This is a genomic window from Acidimicrobiales bacterium (assembly GCA_035546775.1).
GTDB lineage: Bacteria > Actinomycetota > Acidimicrobiia > Acidimicrobiales > JACCXE01 > JACCXE01.
The window spans coordinates 19,889-40,150 of record DASZWD010000067.1 but is presented as its reverse complement, the minus strand read 5'-3'; the positions used below and the strand labels follow the sequence as shown (position 1 = coordinate 40,150).

17 protein-coding genes are annotated in these 20,262 nt (G+C 68.2%); 16 read left to right on the top strand and 1 reads right to left on the bottom strand.

Features of this window, described 5'->3' with window-relative positions; all coding sequences use genetic code 11:
• Positions 1–7 precede the first annotated feature (7 nt).
• The 16 genes from VHC63_16905 (at position 8) to VHC63_16830 (ending at position 19,078) form a co-directional block, all read left to right on the top strand.
• Entirely contained in the window at positions 8–379 is a 372-nt protein-coding gene (locus tag VHC63_16905) for a hypothetical protein (GenBank protein HVV38290.1), read from the top strand.
• On the top strand, positions 380–1,396 hold the full coding sequence (gene pstC, locus VHC63_16900) for a phosphate ABC transporter permease subunit PstC (protein HVV38289.1): 1,017 nt from the start codon (positions 380–382) through the stop codon (positions 1,394–1,396).
• Complete coding sequence (gene pstA / locus VHC63_16895; protein ID HVV38288.1) at positions 1,393–2,631, top strand: phosphate ABC transporter permease PstA; 1,239 nt, start codon at positions 1,393–1,395, stop codon at positions 2,629–2,631. The genes pstC and pstA overlap by 4 nt, the downstream gene beginning before the upstream one ends.
• Positions 2,628–4,274, top strand: a complete 1,647-nt coding sequence (locus VHC63_16890; GenBank protein HVV38287.1) for a phosphate ABC transporter substrate-binding protein PstS — start codon at positions 2,628–2,630, stop codon at positions 4,272–4,274. The genes pstA and VHC63_16890 overlap by 4 nt, the downstream gene beginning before the upstream one ends.
• Positions 4,271–6,895: a hypothetical protein gene (locus VHC63_16885; GenBank protein HVV38286.1), complete on the top strand. Its 2,625-nt coding sequence runs from the start codon at positions 4,271–4,273 to the stop codon at positions 6,893–6,895. The genes VHC63_16890 and VHC63_16885 overlap by 4 nt, the downstream gene beginning before the upstream one ends.
• An 11-nt stretch (positions 6,896–6,906) precedes the next feature.
• Positions 6,907–7,611 (top strand): hypothetical protein, encoded by a 705-nt coding sequence (locus VHC63_16880; GenBank protein ID HVV38285.1) that lies wholly within the window; start codon positions 6,907–6,909, stop codon positions 7,609–7,611.
• A 2-nt stretch (positions 7,612–7,613) separates the two neighbouring features.
• Positions 7,614–8,489, top strand: a complete 876-nt coding sequence (locus VHC63_16875) for a hypothetical protein (protein HVV38284.1) — start codon at positions 7,614–7,616, stop codon at positions 8,487–8,489.
• Positions 8,489–9,487 carry a hypothetical protein gene (locus tag VHC63_16870; GenBank protein ID HVV38283.1) on the top strand — a complete coding sequence of 333 codons (999 nt, stop codon included), beginning with the start codon at positions 8,489–8,491 and terminating at the stop codon, positions 9,485–9,487. Before VHC63_16875 ends, VHC63_16870 begins: the two co-directional genes overlap by 1 nt.
• A complete protein-coding gene (locus VHC63_16865; protein ID HVV38282.1) occupies positions 9,484–10,854 on the top strand; it encodes a hypothetical protein in 1,371 nt (456 codons plus the stop codon). The genes VHC63_16870 and VHC63_16865 overlap by 4 nt, the downstream gene beginning before the upstream one ends.
• Positions 10,851–11,798: a class E sortase gene (locus tag VHC63_16860; GenBank protein ID HVV38281.1), complete on the top strand. Its 948-nt coding sequence runs from the start codon at positions 10,851–10,853 to the stop codon at positions 11,796–11,798. Before VHC63_16865 ends, VHC63_16860 begins: the two co-directional genes overlap by 4 nt.
• A gap of 14 nt (positions 11,799–11,812) precedes the next feature.
• The gene (locus VHC63_16855) at positions 11,813–13,069 is read left to right on the top strand and encodes a phosphate ABC transporter ATP-binding protein (GenBank protein HVV38280.1); all 1,257 of its coding nucleotides are present in this window, start codon (positions 11,813–11,815) and stop codon (positions 13,067–13,069) included.
• Positions 13,070–13,257: 188 nt separating this feature from the next.
• Positions 13,258–14,457, top strand: coding sequence for a hypothetical protein (locus VHC63_16850; GenBank protein HVV38279.1), 1,200 nt, complete (start codon positions 13,258–13,260; stop codon positions 14,455–14,457).
• Between the two features lie 138 nt (positions 14,458–14,595).
• Positions 14,596–16,509, top strand: coding sequence for a fibronectin type III domain-containing protein (locus tag VHC63_16845; protein ID HVV38278.1), 1,914 nt, complete (start codon positions 14,596–14,598; stop codon positions 16,507–16,509).
• Between the two features lie 100 nt (positions 16,510–16,609).
• Complete coding sequence (locus VHC63_16840; protein ID HVV38277.1) at positions 16,610–17,653, top strand: DUF916 domain-containing protein; 1,044 nt, start codon at positions 16,610–16,612, stop codon at positions 17,651–17,653.
• On the top strand, positions 17,650–18,618 hold the full coding sequence (locus VHC63_16835; GenBank protein ID HVV38276.1) for a hypothetical protein: 969 nt from the start codon (positions 17,650–17,652) through the stop codon (positions 18,616–18,618). The genes VHC63_16840 and VHC63_16835 overlap by 4 nt, the downstream gene beginning before the upstream one ends.
• A 223-nt stretch (positions 18,619–18,841) precedes the next feature.
• Entirely contained in the window at positions 18,842–19,078 is a 237-nt protein-coding gene (locus VHC63_16830; protein HVV38275.1) for a hypothetical protein, read from the top strand.
• On the opposite strand, the gene VHC63_16825 is transcribed toward VHC63_16830, so the two are convergent.
• The gene (locus VHC63_16825) at positions 19,079–20,248 is read right to left on the bottom strand and encodes a zinc-dependent metalloprotease (GenBank protein ID HVV38274.1); all 1,170 of its coding nucleotides are present in this window, start codon (positions 20,246–20,248) and stop codon (positions 19,079–19,081) included.
• Positions 20,249–20,262: the final 14 nt, after the last annotated feature.

Below are 20,262 nucleotides of genomic sequence, written 5' to 3'. Positions count from 1 at the left end.
GAACTCCGTGCTGAATCGGGGCGCTTCCTCTCCCGCGGGCGACGACCCGCAGGCGCCGCGGAAGTGGCGACTCGATCGTGCGACCGGTGAGTGGACGCTGGCCACGGCGGAAGCCGAGGCGACCGTCGAGATCCTCCCACCGCCGCCTCCGCCGGTGCAGGTCGTGGTCTCCACGACGAATGCGAACGGACCCGGCGTCGGGTACTACTCCCCGCCGCTGTTCAGCCTCGACGCGCCAGTCGCCGCGGCCGCCCCGCCTCTCGCCCGGCGTCCGGCGCGCCCGCAGTGGGACCCGCGCCAGCTGCTGCATCCCGACGTGCTGCTGCCCCTCGTCGGCGCAGTGATCGTGTTGATCCTCTTCGTGGCGTGGGCCACGTAGATGACGGCGACGACGATCCCCGTACCCGTCGAGCCGCCGGCAACCGAGGCGCGCAACCTCGATGCGCGTCCCGATCGCGGCGACAAGATCTTCCGCCGCGGTGTCACCGGCTCGGGCGTGTGGGTGCTCGCCCTCATGGTCGCCGTCGGTGTATTCCTCACCGCGCAGGCGACCAAGGCACTGGCCAAGACCGGCTTCTCGTTCATCACGACGTCTGAATGGCAGCCGGACCGCCAGCACTTCGGCATCGCGTCGGTCCTGACCTTCACCGTTCTGATCGCCGTCGTCGCGGTGGCCGTCGCCATTCCGTTGTCACTCGGCACGGCGCTGTTCATCACCGAGATCGTCCCGGCAAAACTGCGGTCGATCTTCGTCGCCGCGGTGGACCTCATGGCGGCGGTGCCGAGCATCGTCTACGGGCTCTGGGGGCTGAAGTTCCTCGAAGGCAAGATCGTGCCGATCGCCCGCTGGCTGTCGGCGTGGCTCGGCTGGATTCCGATCTTCCACGTGTCGGGCGCGGAGCCCCACAGCCCGCTCGCCACCGCGAGCGTCTACACGGCGTCGACCTTCATCGCCGGTGTCGTCGTGGCGATGATGGTCATCCCGATCCAGTGCTCGGTCATGCGCGAAGTGTTCTCGCAGGTGCCCGCGGGCGAGCGCGAAGGCGCGCTGGCGCTGGGCTCGACGCGGTGGGGGATGATCCGCATCGTCTCGCTGCCCTTCGGGCAGGGCGGCATCATCGGCGGCACCATGCTCGGCCTCGGCCGGGCGCTGGGCGAGACGATCGCAGTGCTGCTGATCATCTCGCCTCGCTTTGACATCACGTTCCACCTGCTCGAAGCGGGATCGAACTCGGTGTCGAGCCTCATCGCCAGCCGCTACGGCGACGCGTCGGGCTTCGGTCTCTCCGCGCTGTTCGCCGCTGGCCTCGCCCTGTTCCTCATGACCTTGGGGGTCAACTTCGTGGCGTCGATCTTCATCGCCCGCTCGCGCTCCGGGGCGGAATCGGAAGCATGACGACGGTTCTGCCCGGCGCCACGCAACTCGGCGGCGTCCCTTCCGACCTCTCGACGATGCCGCCCGTCGGGCGCACGTTCAACCCCGTCACCGAGGGCGATCAACACCTGGCGTCGGCGCGCCGGCGCATCCGCGGCACGTCGCGCGAAGGCGTGCTCAACGTGCTCGGCGCGGCTGCGAGTTCGATCTGCGCGTCGCTGCTGATCTTCGGCCGCGTGGCCCCGCTCGAGGGCGCGCTCGGCTTTGTCCTGGTGACCTACGTGCTCTTCGTCGCTGTGTACGCGCTGCTGCTGTCGTTCACCGAGAGCCGCCCGGCGGTGGTCGATCGCGTGATGGCGGTGTTGCTGATGACCGCCGCGCTCGTGGCGATGATCGCGCTCGCGTCGGTGATCCTGTTCATCGTGTGGGAGGGACGCCACGTCTTCTTCCGGCGGAACTTCTACACGCAGGACATGAGCACGACGCGGCCAACCGACCCACTGACCAAGGGCGGCATCGCCCACGCCATGCTCGGCAGCCTCATCATCATGGTGATCGCCCTCGTGGTCACCGTGCCGCTCGGCGTGAGCTGCGCCGTGTTCCTGACCCAGACGCGCAGTCGGCTGTCGTCGCCGGTGCGCACCATCGTCGACGCCATGACGGCGCTGCCGTCGATCATCGCCGGCCTGTTCATCTTCGCCACGCTGATTCTGGTGTTCGGGCTCGAACGCTGCGGCTTGGCCGCCGCCGTCGCCGTCAGCATCATGATGCTGCCGATCGTCATCCGGTCCTCGGACGTCGTGTTGCGCCTCGTGCCCGGCAACCTGCGTGAGGCGTCCGCCGCCCTGGGTGCACCGACGTGGCGCACGGTGTGGCACGTCGTGTTGCCCACGGCGCGTTCGGGCCTGACGACGTCGGTGATCCTCGGCGTCGCGCGCGGCGTCGGCGAGACGGCGCCGATCCTGCTCACCTCGGGCGTGACCGCGGTCATGAACAAGAACCCGGTGAAGGGCCCGATGATGTCGCTGCCGTTGCAGGCCTTCGAGTTCGTGCGCTCGCCGCAGTCGGCCTTCATCGAGCGCGGTTACGCCACCGCTTCGGTGCTGATGATCCTCGTGCTGGTGCTCTTCGTCACCGCCCGCATCCTCGGCGGGAAACCGGCGGGCCAGATCAGTGACCGGCAGCGACGGGCGCTGGCGCGCAAGTCGCTGCGCGACCTCCAACGCTTCGAAACAAAGGCGAGTGCTGCATCGTGAACTGGAATCGTCTCCGCCCCTTGGCGGCGCTCGCGGTGGTGGCGCTCGCGTCGGTTCCGGGACAGGCGCGGGCCGACAGCTACGTGCGCATCTCGGGCGAGGGCTCGTCGTGGGCGGCCAACGCCATCGACGACATGCGGGTGAACGTGAAGCAGTTCGGCATCACCGTCGACTACAACCCGAGCGGTTCGTCGTCGGGCCGCAAGAACTGGCTCAACGGCACCGTCGACTTCGCCGCGTCCGACATCCCCTTCCAGTTTCATCCGGAGGACGGATCGGCGCCCGAGAATCCGGCGCCGGGGAGCTACGCGTACATACCGGTGACTGCCGGTGGTACGTCGTTCATGTACAACCTGCACATCAACGGGCAGCGGGTGACGAACCTGCGCCTGTCGGGGACCAACGTCGCCAAAATCTTCACGGAAAAGATCACGAAGTGGAACGACCCCGCGATCCAGGCTGACAACCCGGGGCTCACGATGCCCGATCGGCCGATCGTGCCGGTGGTGCGCTCCGACGGTTCGGGCTCAAGCGCCCAATTCTCGAACTGGATGATCCACACGCACAACGACGTGTGGATGGACTTCTGTCAGCGCTCCGGGCGCGCCCCGGCGTGCGGCTTCACCTCCTACTACCCGACCGTCACCGGGATGATCGCCCAGAACGGCGACCTGGGCGTGGCGTCCTACGTGTCGCAGAACTTCGCCGACGGCGCCATCGGCTACGTCAACTACTCCTACGCCATCAACCAGGGCTTCCCGGTGGCGAAGGTGCTGAACGGCGCCGGCTATTACACCGAGCCGACGCCCGAGAACGTGGCGGTGTCGCTGCTCAAGGCGCGCATCAACCAGGACGCCAACTCGGCCGACTACCTGACGCAGATCCTCGACGACGTCTACACCGACACCGACCCACGCAACTACCAGCTCTCGTCGTACTCGTACTTCATCCTGCCTACGACCGTGCACGGGCAGTTCAACGCCGACAAGGGCAAGACGCTCGGCAAGTTCATGTACTACGCGATGTGCGAAGCGCAGCAGCGCTCGGCGTCGCTCGGCTACTCGCCGCTGCCGATCAACCTCGCCCAAGAAGGCCTCGACCAGATCAAGAAGATCCCCGGTGTCGTGGTCGAGGACGTCGACATCACCAAGTGCAAGAACCCGACGTTCTCGCCCGACGGCACCAACCTGCTGGCCGATCACGCCCCCCAGCCGCAGGCGTGCGACCAGCAGGGGGCCAACCAGTGCCCCGACGGCACCGGCGGCGCGAAGAAGGTGAAGACGGCCGTCAAGCCGACCGCCAGCGGCGGGCAAGGCCAGCGCGGCCCTACCGGCACCACCGCGAGCAAGGGGGGCGCAACGAAAGCGGCGACGTCGAGCGGGAGCAGCGGCGGGACCACACCGGTGACGGCGGCGGATGGTTCGACGGTGCTCGCGGCTGACAACACGGCGTCGGGGTCGCTTGGCGGCAGTGCGAACGCCGCCGATCCGGTGGCGTCGCCCGTCGTGCTGACGGCGCCCGCGGGTTGGAGCGCGGCGCAGTCGCTGATCGTGCTCATCGGCTTGTTCATCTGCGCCCTCGTCATCGCGCCGCCGCTGTTGTGGAGCCGCCTGGTGGGCGATCGGCGGAAGACCCTGTCGTGACCCGCGATCAGTTTCGCCGCTACGTGCGCGGCGTCGCCGCCGTCGCGCTCGTCGCCGGCATCTCCGCCGCGCCGGCGCACGCGTCGAGCGTGACCGGCAGCGCCGGCATCGACACGTCGCTGCCCGACACGGCGTCGGCGGTGACGGTGAACGGCCGCGGCGCGTTCTCGAACCTCAAGGTCACCATCAATCAGACGAAGGACCTCGTCAACCAAGCGGTATCGCTCAAGTGGACGGGCGGCGCCGGCACCAAGCAGCAGCCGGGCATCTTCGCGGCGAACTACCTCCAGGTCTTCGAGTGCTGGGGAGACGACGACGGCACGAACCCCGCCAACCCCGGTCCACCGCCCGAGCAGTGTGCCCAGGGCGCGAAGGAAGCCGTTTACGGCACGCAGGGTCCGAACTTTCCACCCGCCAGCTACGCGGCGCAGCGCATCATCTCGCGCGACGGCTGGGACAACTTCGACCCGGCGGACGGAGTCGTCGAGCCGACGACGGGCGCGCTGTGGAAGCCGTTTCGCGCCGTCGACGGGACCACCGTTGGTGTCGGTTACAACCCCGACTTCGATCCCGCGGTCGAGGGCGGCTCATTCTGGGTCAACCCGTTCTTCAACTCCGTGACAACGAATGAGATCGCGGGCGCGCGCACGTTGAGCAACGGCACGGGCGGCGAGCTGTTCGAAGTCCACACCGGCATCGAGGACACGGGTCTTGGTTGCGGACAGCAGCGTCAGGTATTGCCCGACGGCTCCAAGAAGGTGCCGCAGTGCTGGATGGTGATCGTCCCGCGTGGGACGCCTGCCGACGAGAACGTCGGGACTCCATACGAAGACAACCCCGACTTCTGGGGCGTGATGACGTCGCCGCTTTCCCCAAGTGCGTGGAAGAACCGAATCGCGGTTCCGCTCGAGTTCAACCCGATTGACACTGCGTGTCAGCTCGGTGGTGACTCGACCCAGATCGGCGGGAGTGAACTCGCACTCCCGGCGGTCTCGAATTGGGAACCGAAGCTGTGTTCCGTTCCCGGCCTGCCGCCGTTCAGCTACTCACGGCTTTCGGACGAGCCGGCGCGCCGGCAACTCGTGGCCGCCGAGGAGGGAGCGCCGGGGATGGTCGTGGTGTCGCGTCCAATCGACGGCGATCTGCTCGACCCCGACGACCCCGTCGTGTACGCGCCGCTGACGCTGAGTGGCCTCGTCGTCGGTTTCAACATCGAACGCAACCCGTCGATCAACGCCGACAAGGACGCACAGGAACTGAACGGCCTGCGCTTCGCCAAGATGAATCTGACGCCGCGCCTCGTCGCGAAACTGCTCACCCAGTCCTATTTGTGGTCGGTGAAGATCAAGCAAAGCCCGCCGTACGACTGGCTCAAAGGCCAGCCCGATCACCTCGGCGTGGACCCTGACTTCCTCCAGTACAACCCGGAGTTCAAAGAAGACTTCGTCATCAACCGGCGCAACTTCTCCGGCTTCATCATGCCGGCGGCGAACTCCGACGCGGCGCGGCAGCTGTGGGACTACGTGTTGGCCGATCCCGAGGCGCGCGCCTGGCTCGACGGCAAGCCCGACCCGTGGGGCATGAAGGTCAACCCGGTGTACGCCACCAAGGTCGACGCCAACAGCACCGGCGTCGCCTTCGGCGATCCGTTGCCCGACAACTTCCCGAAGGCCGACCCGTACTGTTACCAGTCGCCGCCGGTCGGCACCAAGCACGTCGTGCCGAGCGCGCTGTGCGGGACCGACTGGTTGCCCTACACCGAAACGTTTCGCGACGCGGCTAAGGAAACCCGCGCCGCCGACGACGGCGCCAAGCTCGAGGACAACCCTTTTGCCGACCAGCCGGCCGACGTGTGGAAACGCCAGCCGCCGCAGGCAATCGCCCGCACGATGATCGCCATCACCGACGCGGCGTCGGCGGCCAATTTTGGCCTTCAGACGGCGAGCCTGAGCCGCGCTGGTGACGACGGCGATAACCGCGCGTTCATCTCGCCGACCACCGACGCGCTGGCGGCGGCGGTCGGGGGCATGACACCCAAGACCGAGCAATCAGTGCTCGAGCCCGACCCGTTGGCCAAGGTGTCGGGGGCGTACCCGCTGGCGGTGCTCACGTACGCGGCGATCAAGCCGCTCGACCTCACGACCGAACAGCGATCCGCCTACTCGCAGTTCGTCAACTACGCCGCGACCGACGGCCAGGTGTCCGGCTTCGACCTCGGCAACCTGCCGCCCGGTTATGCCCCGCTGCCGGCGATGCTCAAGACGCAGTCCGTCAACGCCGCCAAAACGATCGTGACACTCACCGCCGCCACCGCGGCCGACGTCGTCAACGGTGATCTCAACTCTGACGGCGGCAGCGGTTCGGAGTCGTCGTCGTCGTTCGGCGGGGACTTCAGCGCAGCGTCGTCGGTGTTCGGCTCGGGGACCGACGCGGCGACGATCACGACCCCGCAGCTCGCCAGCGGCCCGGCCGCGACCAAAGCCAAGCGCGTCCTCACCCCGGCGGTCGCGGTGCCCTTCACCCGCTTTGCGCTGCCGGCGCTCGGTTTGATTGCGTTGCTCGGGCTCTTGGGCGCGACCGAGATCACCAAGCGGCCCCGTAGCGCGGGGGACGTGTCGTGAAGCGCGTTCTGGTGGCAATCGCGGTTGGTGTGGTCGCGCTCGCGACGCTGGCCGGGCCGGCAGTGGCGGCGGTCGGCGAGCGTGCCGGTCGCGCCGTCGTCGTCGGGACGGACTTCGTCACGCCGCTCAAGGGCGGCAGCAGCAAGACCGAGTTCTCCTTGGCGGTGCCCCGCGGCGCGGCGTGCCAAGGCGACAGCGCGGATGGCCAGTACCGGGTGCAGAGCTTCCTCGTGCCTGCCAAGGTCGACGTCGGCACGTTGCTGTTCCAGGACCTCAAACCGCAGGCCGACGACAGCTTCGTGCTGTACGACCCCGCGACGTTGCCCTACTGGAACACCTTCACAGACAAGGCAGGCGCCAAGGGGGGGCCGGGGCGCATCATCGACATTCCGGTGCTGAGCTTCGCCGTGTTCGGCGAGCAGCCGGGACTGCTCAAGCCCGGCCGCTACCACGTCGGGATCGCCTGCACCAGGTTCGCGAAGACGACGCGCTACTGGTCGAGCGACATCCTCATCACGGCGGATCCGCACGACCAGCCGGCCCACATCGCCTGGCGCGTCGTGGACCCGCCGAAGAAGCCGGGTCGGGCCCTCAGCTCGTATCTGGCCTACATCGTCTTCGGCGTCATCGCCGTGCTCATCCTCGTCGTCATCGTCAAGCCCGACAAGAAGGTCGACGCCGACGCCACCGACCGCGACGCCAAGGTGACGGTGTGAGGGTGATCCTCCTCCTCGCCTTCGCCGCCTCGGGCTCGCTGCTGTTGTTGCCGTCCTCGCGCGCAGCCGCGGCCACGGGTGGCACGGCCGAGATCGTCACGGAAGGCAACGGCACGCCGGGCAGCCGCGCCACGCTCGACGCCGGCAACGCCGGCACCAACTTCTCGCTCAAGCTGCCCGACGGCGCGGCGTGCAGCGGCGACAGCCAGAGTGGGGAATACCGCGTGCAGTCCTTCATGGTGCCCGCGAGCGTCGACCCCGCCACGCTCACCTTCGACGGCGGCGGCCCGATCCCGAACGGACTCGGCGCCGCGCTGCGCCAGCCGCTGTTCCAGACCAATACGGCCCCCTTCGTCAACGGCGCCACCAACGTCGCCGCGCACCCTGGCGGCCCGGGCGTCATCATCGACATCCCGGCGTTCAATCTCGCTGTGCTGCCGCCCGCGCAGGTGCCCGCCGGCGACTACCTCGTCGGCATTGCCTGCACCAAGGGCGAGGCCGGGCCCAAGCAGCTCGACCGGTACTGGTCGGCCACGCTCCACCTGGGTGCCGCCGCGACCGCGGGCGCACCATTGTCGTGGACGGCCGCAGGCAGCGCCGGCGCCGCGAAAAGCAGCGCTGGCACGGCGACGACCGTTTCCCGTCACGGCGCCACCGCGAAAGCGTCCGCCGCCAGTGCGGCTGCCGCGGCGAAGCGTCGCGATGCCCGCGCGGCCGCCGAGGCCGCGAAGCCCGGTGGGCAACCGTCGTTCAACCCGCCCTTCATCGGCGCACCCTCGCGCCTTGCTCTCGGTATCGGCGCGGCGCTGCTCGGCCTCCTCGGCGTGCGCCTGGCCTTTCTCTTCCGTTCGCAACGACTCACGAAAGACACCATTTGATGCGTCTCCCTGCCCCCCGCTCCCGCCGCGTCGCCCTGCCCGCGGCGCGCTTCGCCACCGGCGCGTTCGCCGCTGCGTTCGTCGTGGCGCTGCTCGGCCTCGGGTCGGCGGCGCAAGCGGCCACCGACGGCGGAGGCTCCACGGTCGTGTCTCCAAACAGCCCCTCGGACCCGAACGCCGGCCAGCCGCTCGGCTCCGGCGGTAGCGCGACGCAATTCACGCTCAAGTTGCCTTCCGGCGCGGCGTGCTCGGGTGATACCGCCACTGGCGGTTACCACGTCCAGAGCTACATGGTCCCTTCGACGGTCGGCCCGGCGACGGTGACTTATGACGCGCAGGGTCCGTCGCCGCAGGCATTTGGCTCGGGTGGTTCGTTCCGCATGCCGTTATGGATCGCCACGCAGCAGTCGCCCTACGTCAACGCCGCGACCAACCTCAACGACGGTTTCATCATCAACATCCCGAGCTTCGACTTCACGCCTTACTCGCCCGGTGACATTCCAGCCGGCACGTACAACGTCGGCATCGCCTGCACGGACAGTCACAACGTGCTCGACAAGTTCTGGAACACGCAGATGACGTTCACGACCAGCGCGGCCGATAGCCCGGCGCAGGTGACCTGGACGGCCCAGGCAACCGGGGGCGGCGGCGGCACGACGACGACGTCGACCACGGTCGCCGGTGGTGGTGGCGGCGGGGGTACGACCACGACGTCGACCACGGTCGCGGGCGGTGGTGGCGGCACGACAACCACGACGGTCGCCGGGGGCGGGACGACGTCGACGACGCGGCCTATGACCACCACGACGCTCGCGCCATCGGGCGGCGCCACCGTCACGACGAGTCCCGCCGGCAGCAGCGTCGGCGACCGGACCCTCAGCCGCACCGGCCACAACATCACCGGGCTCCTGGCCCTCGGCGTACTGGCGCTCATTTGCGGCCGCATCGCCTTCTTGCTTGCTCGACCTACCTCGATGAAGGGAAGCCATTTCCAGTGACGAACCTCCTCCACAAGCGACGCCTGCGCGTCGGCGTCGTCGTCGGCGCCGTCGGCGCGCTCGTCGGTCTGTTCGGCGCCTTCAGCCTCGCGGCCACCAGCGGCGGCTCCGCTCAGGTCACGAACCCGAGCAACGGTCAGCCCTTGGCGGCAGGTGGAAGCCAGACCGACTTCACGCTCAAGTTGCCCTCGGGCGCGGCGTGCTCGGGCGACACGGCCACGGGTGGTTACCACGTGCAGAGCTACATGGTCCCCTCGACGGTGGACCCCTCGACGGTGACTTACGACGCCCAGGGGCCATCGCCGCAGCACTACAACTCGGGCGGCGAGTTCCGCATGCCGCTGTGGATCGCCGGGGCGCAGCAGTCGTACGTCAACGCCGCCACCAATGTGACGGATGGCGTGATTATCAACATCCCGAGTTTCGACTTCGCCGTTTACTCGCCCGGAGACATTCCCGCGGGCACCTACAACGTCGGTATCTCCTGCACCAACAACCAGAACGTGCTCGACAAGTTCTGGAACACGCAGATGACCTTCGTTGCTGACGCCGCCGACAGCCCGGCGCAGGTGACGTGGACGGCGTCGACGCCGGCCACGACGACCACGACCGTGGCGCCGACGACGACGACCAGTGCGCCGACGACGACGAGTACCACCGTGGCCCCGACGACGACGACGAGCACCACCGTGGCCCCGACGACGACGACCGTCGCCCCCACGACGACGACCACGCACCCGACGACGACTACGACCGTCGCCCCCACGACGACGACATCGACGACGGTGGCACCGACGACCACCACGACCGTCGCGCCGACGACGACCACCACGGTCGCGGGCGGCACGACGACCACCACGACCGTCGCGCCGACGACCACCACCACGGTCGCCGGCGGTACGACCACGACCACGGTCGCCAGCGGCACCACGACCACCGTCGCCGGCGGCACGACCTCGACCACGAGCAGCCCGACGAGCACCGAGACGCTGAGCGTGTCGTCGGGCACGCCGGGCGGGCAGGTCGCCGTCACCGCGACGGGCTTCAAGCCGAACTCGACGGCGCAGATCGTCTTCCACTCGGACCCGGTAACGCTGGCCACCGTCACCGCGAGCGGCACCGGTGTGGTCCAGGCGACCGTCACCATTCCTTCCACCGCTCCGTCCGGTAGCCACACCATCGAGGTCGCGGGTGTGGCGCCCGACGGTTCGGCTCGCAGCGTGAGCGCGTCCTTTACGGTCACGCTCGCCCGCACCGGTTCGGACTGGACCTTCGTCGAAGTGCTCGGGCTTCTCCTGCTCGTGTCCGGCGCCGCCGGCGTGTACTTCGGTCGCCCGGCGCCGCTCAAGCACGGCATTCGCCGGTGACCTCGACCTCGCCGTCGTTGCCGCTCCGGCTGCGGCGGCTGGGTCTGCGGCGTCGCGGCGCTGAGGCCACGCACATGTCGACGGCGCGCCCCGACGTCGTGCCGCTCACCGGCGCGGCCGCGGTTGTCCGCGCCGCGCTCGTCATCGTCAGCGTGCTGACCTTCAGCCTCGTGCTCGAGTTGGTGTTCGTGAGCCCGCTCCAGGCGCGCGCCGCCCAACAGCGCAAGTTCGACCAGCTGCGCCACGACCTCGCCGCCGGCACCGCGCCGCTCGCCGCTGGGGATCTCAAGGGGAAGGTCGGTGCGCCGGTGAGCTTCCTCCAGATCCCGGCGATTGGTTTGCGGCAGGTGGTCGTGGAGGGCACGAGCGCCGGACAGCTGTTCCAGGGCCCGGGCCACCGGCGCGACACTGCGTTGCCCGGTCAGGCCGGCATCAGCGTGGTGATGGGCCGCCGCGCCGCGTTCGGTGGACCGTTCGCCCGCATCCCGAGCTTGAAGAAGGGTGACCCGGTGAAAGTGACGACCGGTGCCGGCGTGTTCGAATACCGCGTCATCGACGTGCGTCGCTCGGGCGATCCGGCGCCGTCGGCGCTCAAGGGCACGCAGGGCCGCCTCGCCCTCGTCACCGCGGACGGCCCGGAGTTCGCCCCCAACGGGATCGTGATCGCCGACGCCGACCTCGTCGTGCCGGGGCTGGGCGGCAAGGGTCCGCTTCTGAGCGCCAAGACATTGCCCGACGCCGACAAGCTCATGGCGGTCGATCTCTCCTCGTTGTGGCGTCTCGTGTTGTGGCTGCAGGCGTTGATCGGAGCCGTGCTGCTGGCGCTGGTGGCGTGGGTGCGTTGGCATCGCGCCAAGACCTGGATCGTGTTTCTTCCGATGCTGCTGCTGGTGGGTTTGATGACCGCCGGCGAGTTGGCGCGTGTCCTGCCGAATCTGCTGTGAACCCCGGAGACCCCATGTCCGAAACCGCAACTCCCGTCACCACATCAGACGAACGGATCCTGCACACCTTCGCCCCCGGCGCCGTCGTGCAACTCGTCAAGGGCGACTCGTCGTCACCGGAAGCCGACGTCGTGCAGCTGGCACCGGCGACCCTGCGCGTGACCGACCGCCGCGTCTCCGCGCTCGTGGGCGACAAGGACTGGTCGTGGGGTTTCGACTTCCTCGAGTCGGTGCAGCACAGCGTCAACGGCGCGTGGACGATCCTGCCGGTACCGGGTGTCCCGGATCACGGTGTGGAGCCGCGTCCCGAAGACGTCGTCGCCTTCCGCTGGGCCCTCGAACGCGCCTTCGCCGCCGCCCGCCCGGAACCCGAGCCTGAGCCCGCGCCCGCGCCCGTGCCCGAGCCCGCGCCAATGCCGGCGCCGGTCGTCGAGGTTGTTGCCGAACCCGAACCGACCGCGGTCGAGGTTGCGGCAGCGCCGCCAGCGCCAAGCGAACTGGCGACCCTCGAGGCGCGCTCGATCACCGCCTGGTTCGGTGATCACCGCGTGCTGGATCGTGTCTCCCTCGTGATGCCGGCGGGGCAGGTGACGGCGCTCATCGGCCCGTCAGGCTGTGGCAAGTCGACATTCCTGCGCATCCTCAACCGCATGCACGAGATGGTCCCGTCGGCGTCGCTGGCGGGCGAGGTCCTCCTCGACGGCGAGGACATCTACGACGCCTCGCGCAAGCTGACGGATGCCCGCCGTCACATCGGCATGGTGTTCCAGAAGCCCAATCCGTTCCCGGCGATGTCGATCTACGACAACGTCGTCGCCGGGTTCCGGCTTACGGGCACCAAGATTTCGGCCTCGGAAAAGGACGACGTGGTGGAAACGTGCCTGACCAAGGCCGGCCTGTGGACCGAGGTGCGCGATCGCCTGCGCCAGCCGGGCGGCGGCCTTTCCGGCGGCCAGCAGCAGCGCCTGTGCATCGCGCGGTCACTCGCCATCAAGCCCCGGGTGCTGCTCATGGACGAACCGTGCTCGGCCCTCGACCCGACGTCGACGCGGCGCATCGAGCAGACCATCGTGGAGCTCAAGTCGGAGGTCACGATCGTGATCGTCACGCACAACATGCAGCAGGCCAATCGCGTCTCGGACCAGTGCGCGTTCTTCCTCGCCGAGGCCGGACAACCGGGCGTCATCGTCGAGTTCGGCGACACCGAGGCGATGTTCCACAACCCCATCGACGAGCGCACGAACGCCTACGTGAACGGGCGCTTCGGCTAGGTGCGAAGGCGTCGTTGAGTTGGTCCTAAGTGTTCACCTGCGGGCCACCTCGTCGCCAAAGAGGGCTGACAGAGTCCAGAACGCGGGCGCGGGAGGGATCTCTTCGTGGCCGTCTGTACGTGCTCACGACCCAAGGGGATCACTCACCACTCATGTTCACCTCTACCTTCAAGCGCAAGGCTGCGAAGGTGGCTGCACTCGCCATCACGGGTGCACTCGCCGTGCCTTTGCTCTCTTCCAGCACCGCTCAAGCGGACCCGCGCCAGCACACCGACCAACTGGTCGGCGTGGGTTCCGACACGATTGAAGCCGTCTTCAACGCCTTCGGCGGTGAAAGCAACGGCACCTACTACACCCCGGTGCACACCACCGGCACGACCAACTTGTTGCAGTTCTCGTCGTGGAACGCGCTGGCGCCCGCCGAGCACTCCAACCTCACCTGCATCAGCCCGCGTGCTCTGTTCAACGCCTTCCAGCGTCCGCGTGGTTCGACGAACGGTCGCGCCGCGCTCAGCCGCGCCCTTGACGGCGCGGCGTTCCACGAGACCGGTGGTGACGCTGCGTGTGACAACAAGGCGACTTCGGGCATCGTCGACTTCGCTCGCTCCTCGAGCGGCAGCGTCGTGACGGGCACCGACCGCCTTAGCTACATCGCCGTTGGCGGCGACGCCATCAGCTACGCGTACGCGGCCACTCCCGGCACGACCGTCCTCACCGACTTCACCGACGCTGAACTGAAGACCATCTTCACCGACAGCGGCAACGGCACGACGGTGCGCGGCACCCTTGTCATCCCGTGCGACATCCAGCACGGTTCGGGGACGCAGGGTGACTGGCCGGGTCTCATCGGTAGCCCCGTCGACAAGAACACGATCGCTGCCTCTGCGGCGTTGTGCGACTCGCTGAGTCCGGGCATCGACGGCACGGGCGCCATCGAGGAGAACCACATCAACCAACTCGAGGCCAAGGCTACGGCGTGGTTGAACGCCAACCCCGGCGGCCACGCCGAGTTCATCATCGGCCACGGCGTGTCGTCGTTCATCGCCCAGTCCAACCTCAAGGCACCGTCGAATCTCGGTACCAGCGGCTTGAGCGGTGAAGGCGCGATCGACTTCGGGTCGGGCGTGACTGCGCCGGTAACGGGCACCGCGCCCAACCTGGTCGCCAACGCGACGTTCTACGGCTCGCACTACGGCCGCCACGTCTACATGGTGTGGCCGAAGAGCGTCGTCGAAGGCCTCGGCAACGCGCCGATCAAGTCCATGGTCGTCGGTAGCTCGTCCCGGTTCTGCCAGGAGACGGCCACGATCCAGGCCTTCGGCTTCCTCGATCTCGGAGCCGGCTGCGGCGCCATCGAGAAGCACAGCGACTACTTCGCCAACGCGTAGGCATCGCTGACGTACTTGGGTCGCTCATGAAGCGAGCGGATAGGTCGCCTGGCTCGGCTCGCCTATCCGCTCGACTTCGGGCTCCCTTCGAAGACTGCTCACAAACAAGCTGATTCTCCTAAGAGAGGAATTCCATCGTTGCATACTCGCCTTAAGCGCGCCCTCGCGGCAGCCACGGGTCTTGCCCTGGCCGCCGGTGTGGCGCCCTTCCTGAACGTGTCGCCCGCTTTCGCGGACGGCACGCTCAGCGGTGCTGCGACCATCAAAACCTCTGGTGGTGCTGCCAACCTCCAGAGCGGTGATGGCTCGACGACCTTCACGCTGCGTCCGACTGCCGGCGCCGTGTGTCCGGGTGACGGCACTGCCGGTTATCGCGTCCAGACCTACATGGTCCCGAACTCGGTCGACACGACCAAGCTGGAGTTCGACTCCGGCGGTCCGCTCGTGCCGCCGACCTACGCTGGTCAGAGCGTCGGCTCGACGTTCATCCAGCCGCTGTACACCACGACGGGTTCGCCCATCCTGAACCAGGCGCCCAACGCTGGTGACGGTGCGATCCTGCCCCTGCCCGATGCCAACTTCGAGGTGTTCTCGCCCGGCGACATCCCCGCCGGCGTCTACAAGCTCGGCATCGCCTGCACCCTCGGGTCGGCGAGCGCCACGCAGCTGAAGAACTTCTACGAAGTGAAGATGACGGTGTCGTCGCCCGGCGGCGGCAACGCCAACATCCACTGGGAGAACGGCACCGCCCCGGATCCGTCGACGATCACGTCGGTGACCCCGGGTACGACGACCGCCACCAGCGGCCAGGCGTCGGTTGCCTTCACGAACCCCGCCGCCAACCCGGCGCTGACCGACTGCGTCATCGAAGTCGGCACGACGCCCGGCGGTTCCGAGTTCAACTCCGGCGTCAGCGGTTCGTGCACCTCGCCGCGCACCGTCACCGGTCTGGCCTACGGCACGCAGTACTACTTCCGCCTGCACACGGTGAACTCGGTGGGCATCAGCGCTGACTCGAACGAACTCAGCGGCACGCCCGTTCGCGCGGCGGTCGCCAATCTGTCGGCCACGCCGTCACCGAACACCGTCACCCTCAACTGGGACGACGCCACCCTGCTCGGCACCGACAGCTACAACGTCGACTATTGCACGCTGCCGGCCACCAGCCCTTGCCTGCCGGCTTCGGCGGGTCACGTGGCGACCGACACGCGCAGCACGTCCGACGACACCGTCGGCTCGCTCGTGGCCGGTCAGCTCTACACCTTCACGGTGACCTACGGCGCCGCCGGCACCTCGCTGGCGTCGTCGGTGCAGAGCACCCCGCTGTCGAATGCCATCCTGCTCCAGGACATCACCGTTGGTCGTCCGAACGGCACGCTCGTGCTGACGCAGGTGTGCGGCAAGTGGGATGCCATGCCGGCCGAGACGGCGCAGTACGGCTTCCCGGGCGGCCTCGACGCCTCGGCGGCCAGCGCCACCGGTTCGCAGCCCACGGGTGAGAACGCCACGTCGTATGGCCAGTACCCGTACCCGCAGAACCCCGACGGCACGCCGAACGCGACGTACCCGACGCACTGCGGCATCGCCCTCGGCAACGCCAAGCTCGTCGCCGGTCCGGGTGCTGCGGGCACCAACGGCGTCGGTCAGTTCTTCGCCGCCGAAGGTCGCCTCAACCAGGTGACCGTCGTCGACACTCGTGACACCGACCCGGGCTGGACCGTCAACTTCGCCATGAGCGACCTGACGAACCAGAGCGACGCCACCACGATCAGCGGCAACGAACTCGGTTGGACCGCCCAGAAGACCGACACTCCGGCCTTCCAGGACGGCTACGGCCAGACCTACGACCAGGTGGTCAACTACGTGACCCAGACGGAGGTCCCGAACACCCAGGGCAGCGCAGGTGCGGGCACGGCGCAGGCCGTGATCCAGGCGCCGGATGCAACCCCGGGTCTCGGTATCGCCACCCTGGACGCGCGGATCAAGCTCCTCATCCCGATCCACGCCCACAACGGCAACTACGCCGGCACGCTGACCATCAACGCCCTGTAGTTCCAGTAGTTCGCAAGCAACGCTCGCGAGCGGTAGGGGACGGCTTCGGTCGTCTCCTACCGCTTGCGGTTTTTCACGGTAGAGAAGGAAGACTGCACGCATGAAGAAGTGGCGACGACTCGGGCTGGCCCTGGCCGCCGCTCTCGCGCTCGGCGCGACCGCTCCGCCGGCCCACGCCGCGAAGCCCGCGAAGTCGACGACGACAACGACCGCTCCCGGTACCCGCGATCCGATCGACGAGCCGATCGGCTCGGATACCGTCGTCAACGCGTGGGCCGTCGCACCGGTGGGGCCGTCGGTCGACCCCACCCAGCCGAGCGAGCGCCCGTTCCTCACGTATTCGGTGACGCCGGGACAAGTCATCCACGACGAGGTCGTCCTCTACAACTATTCGAACGTGCCGCTCGACTTCCGGCTGTATCCCACAGACGCGTTCAACAACGAGCAGGGTGCCTTCGACGCGCTGCCGGCGAATCAGAAGGCCAAAGACGTCGGTACGTGGGTCAAGGTCGACCAGGAGAACCTGGCGCTGCCGGCCAAGACGCAGGCGGTGGTGCCGATCACCGTGGCGGTGCCGCGCCAGGCGGCCCCCGGTGACCACGCGGGTGCAATCCTGGCCTCGAGCATCGCGCAGGGCACCGGCCCCGACGGCCAGGTCGTCAACGTCGACCGTCGCACCGGTACGCGCATGTACATCCGCGTCGCCGGCAAGCTGACGCCGCAGCTGACGATCACCAAAGTCACCAACACGTACAAGCCGTCGCTCAACCCGTTCTCCGGCAAGTCGGTCGTGTCCTACCGCGTCGAGAACCAGGGCAACGTGCGGCTGGCGGGCAAGCACCGCGTGTCGGCCAGCGGGCTGTTCGGGCTCGGCAAGAAGAACACGAAGCAGGCCGACGTGCCCGAGTTGCTCCCTGGTCAAGGCGTCACGCTGCACGCCACGTTCTCCGGCATGCCGGCGACCTTTCTCGACTTCGCCACCGCCAAGGTCGATCCCGACGACGTGCTGGCGCACCATCTCGGCGTGACGTCGCGGAGCGCGGCGACCCTCGCCGTTCCCTGGAGCGTGATCGCGCTCGCGACCATCGTCGCGTTGAGCCTCTACGCCCGACGGTCGTACCGAAGGCGCACCGCCGGGGAATGAGCCGAAGGCAGGCGGGGGCCGCTTCACTCGGCGCCGCCCTTATCGGGTTGGTGCTGTTCGCAACCGCTCCGGCGCGCGCCGCGACGCCGTCGGTCAGCGTCGCGCCCGCGGCCGCCGCGCCGGGACAGAAGGTGATCGTCAGCCTCAAGGGTTGGCCGAAGCAGCAGTCGGTTGTCATCACGATCTGCGGCAACGACGCCCACCGCGGCAGCGTCGACTGTGCCGTCACCCGCAGCCTCGGCTACGGCATCAGTCAGTTCCAACAGAGCGCGTCGGTGCCTTTCGAGGTCGCGGCACCGCCGGCGCCGTGTCCGTGCGTAATCGAAGTGACGAACTCGACGCAGTCGCTCGTCGCGTTCGCGTCGATCGAAGTTATCGGTCATCCCGTGGCGCCGATCGTGAACGCGGCGGACGAACCGCCGCTGTCGGTCGAGCTTTCGGTGCGTCGCGCCGGTGCCGGATTCGGCGCCTGGGTGCGGTCACAACTCGGCGGGGCGACGACGTACGCGCTGACGGTGCGGGTACACAACTTGGTGCCCGAAGCGCTGAGTGACATCAAGCTCACGGCGCGCGCCGGTCGCCGCGGCAACGACCAGGCGCGGTACGTGCGCATCAACGGACCGAGCACGCTCGCCGCCGGAGCAACGTGGACGCACACGCAGCGCGTGCGCGTGCCCGCGCCCGTCATCGGCAAGCTGCACTGGACCGTGGCGGCGAGCGGCGCGGGCCCCATCACGAGCGTCAGCGCGACGACCAGCAATCACGCGCTCCTCTTCGTGGTGCTCCTCATCGCCTTGCTGGCGGACGCGTCGTGGTTCGCGCAACGGGTGATCCGCAAGCGCTACCGCCGGCGCGACGAGTCCGAGTCCGAGCCGGAGGTCGTGCAGGCGCCACTGAGTTACGCCGAGTCGATCCTGGCTCAGCCGATTGCGCCCGCAGAGCCAGGCCCAGAGGCGACGCCGTAGTGACTACGAAAGCGGCCCTCCCGAATCGGGAGGGCCGCTTTCGTAGTTACTTCTTCTTGTTCTTCTTGCGCTTCTTCTTGTCCTTCTTCTTGTCCTTCTTCTTCGACAAGGTCAGTCCCCCTTCCTTGATCGAGTCAACGACCCGTTGACGACTGCGTCAATGATCTGTTGACGAGGGCACGTCAACGTACCATTGACGTCGCGTATCGGCAACAATGGCGTGGTGAAGGCCAGCGACGCGAAGCGTGTGTCCACTGTGGTGAAGGCGATGCGCGAGTTGCCGCGCGAGTCCGATGCGTTGTTGCAGCTGGCGCTGATTCGACGGGCGCGCGAGGCGATCGAGCGACTCGAAGCGGCCCACGTTGCTTCGGCGCGCTCCGGTGGCGCGACGTGGACGGAGATCGGCGAGGTTTACGGCCTCACCAAGCAGGGCGCGCAGCAGCGCTTCCGCGCTCGGTAGTCAATCTTCGAATTCGAGGCGGGCGAGCCACAGGCCGGGCGCGTCGATCTCGGCCGGAGTCGGCAGGCCGTTCTTCTTCGTCCACAGTTGCGCGAGCGCGTCGGGATCGGCGCGCTCGATAACGCCCTCGACGAATTTCTCGCCGCGGCTGTGCGTCTCGGGGCCGAGCGACAACCCGAGCATGCGCTCGGCGAATTTCTGGTCCTCGTCCTTGCCCATTCGGCGGCGCCGCAGCGCTTCGGACAGCACCGCCGGCTGGCCCGTGATGCGCGGGCCGACGACGTCCATCACGTGATCGACGACACCCAGGATGGCGGCGATCGCGGCGGTCAACTGCGAAAGCGTGGCGCGCTGCGCGTCGGTCTGGATGGCGCCGAGGAGGACTTCGGGATTGCCGAGGATGCGTTCGAGCGATGCTGCGTCGGTCGGATCGATCTCGCCGAGGTGGTCCTCGATGCCCGACGAGTCGACGTTGAACCCGCCGACGTATTCGGCGACGAGTTGGTTGACGCGTGCCCGCACCGGCTCGGCCGAAAGGATCACGTGGTAGGCCAACTCTTCGACGAGGACCCACAGACGCAGGTCGTCGATCGGCAGGTTCCATTCCTCGGCGAAGGCGTCGATGTTGGCGGGCAGGATCTGCACGCGGGCGCCGGCGGGGCGCGGGAGCGGCAGGTCGTACGGGCCGAGGCCGCGCTGGGCCAGTTGGCCGACCATCACCCCGGCCTGCATGCCGATGAGCACTGGGCTCATCATCTTGCCGAGGCCACCGAGGAAGCCGGCCATCTCGTCGAGCTCGTCAGACGCGTCCGGCGCCTGGGCGTTGCTGACCGATTCGGCCAGCCGTTCGAGGATCGGCTTGTAGGCGTCGAGGGCGGTGGCCGCCCACTCGGCGCGCGTGGCGATCTGCACGGCGGCGGCGGCCGCTTCGATAACGAGACCGGTCGCCTCACCGACGTGCAACGCCGCGATGGTGAACAACTCCTCGTAGCGCATGCGCTGCACCGGATCGACGTTGGGCTCGCTCTTGCCACCCGTCGCCACCCACAAACTCGTCTGGCGAGCAATGTCGTAATTGAGGCTTCCCGCCTGTTGGAACATGCCGGCGAGGTCCTTGAACAGGGGGATGCCGTCGAACGGGTTCCCCCCGACTGGACCGTCGTCTGTCATAAGCGCCATCGTAG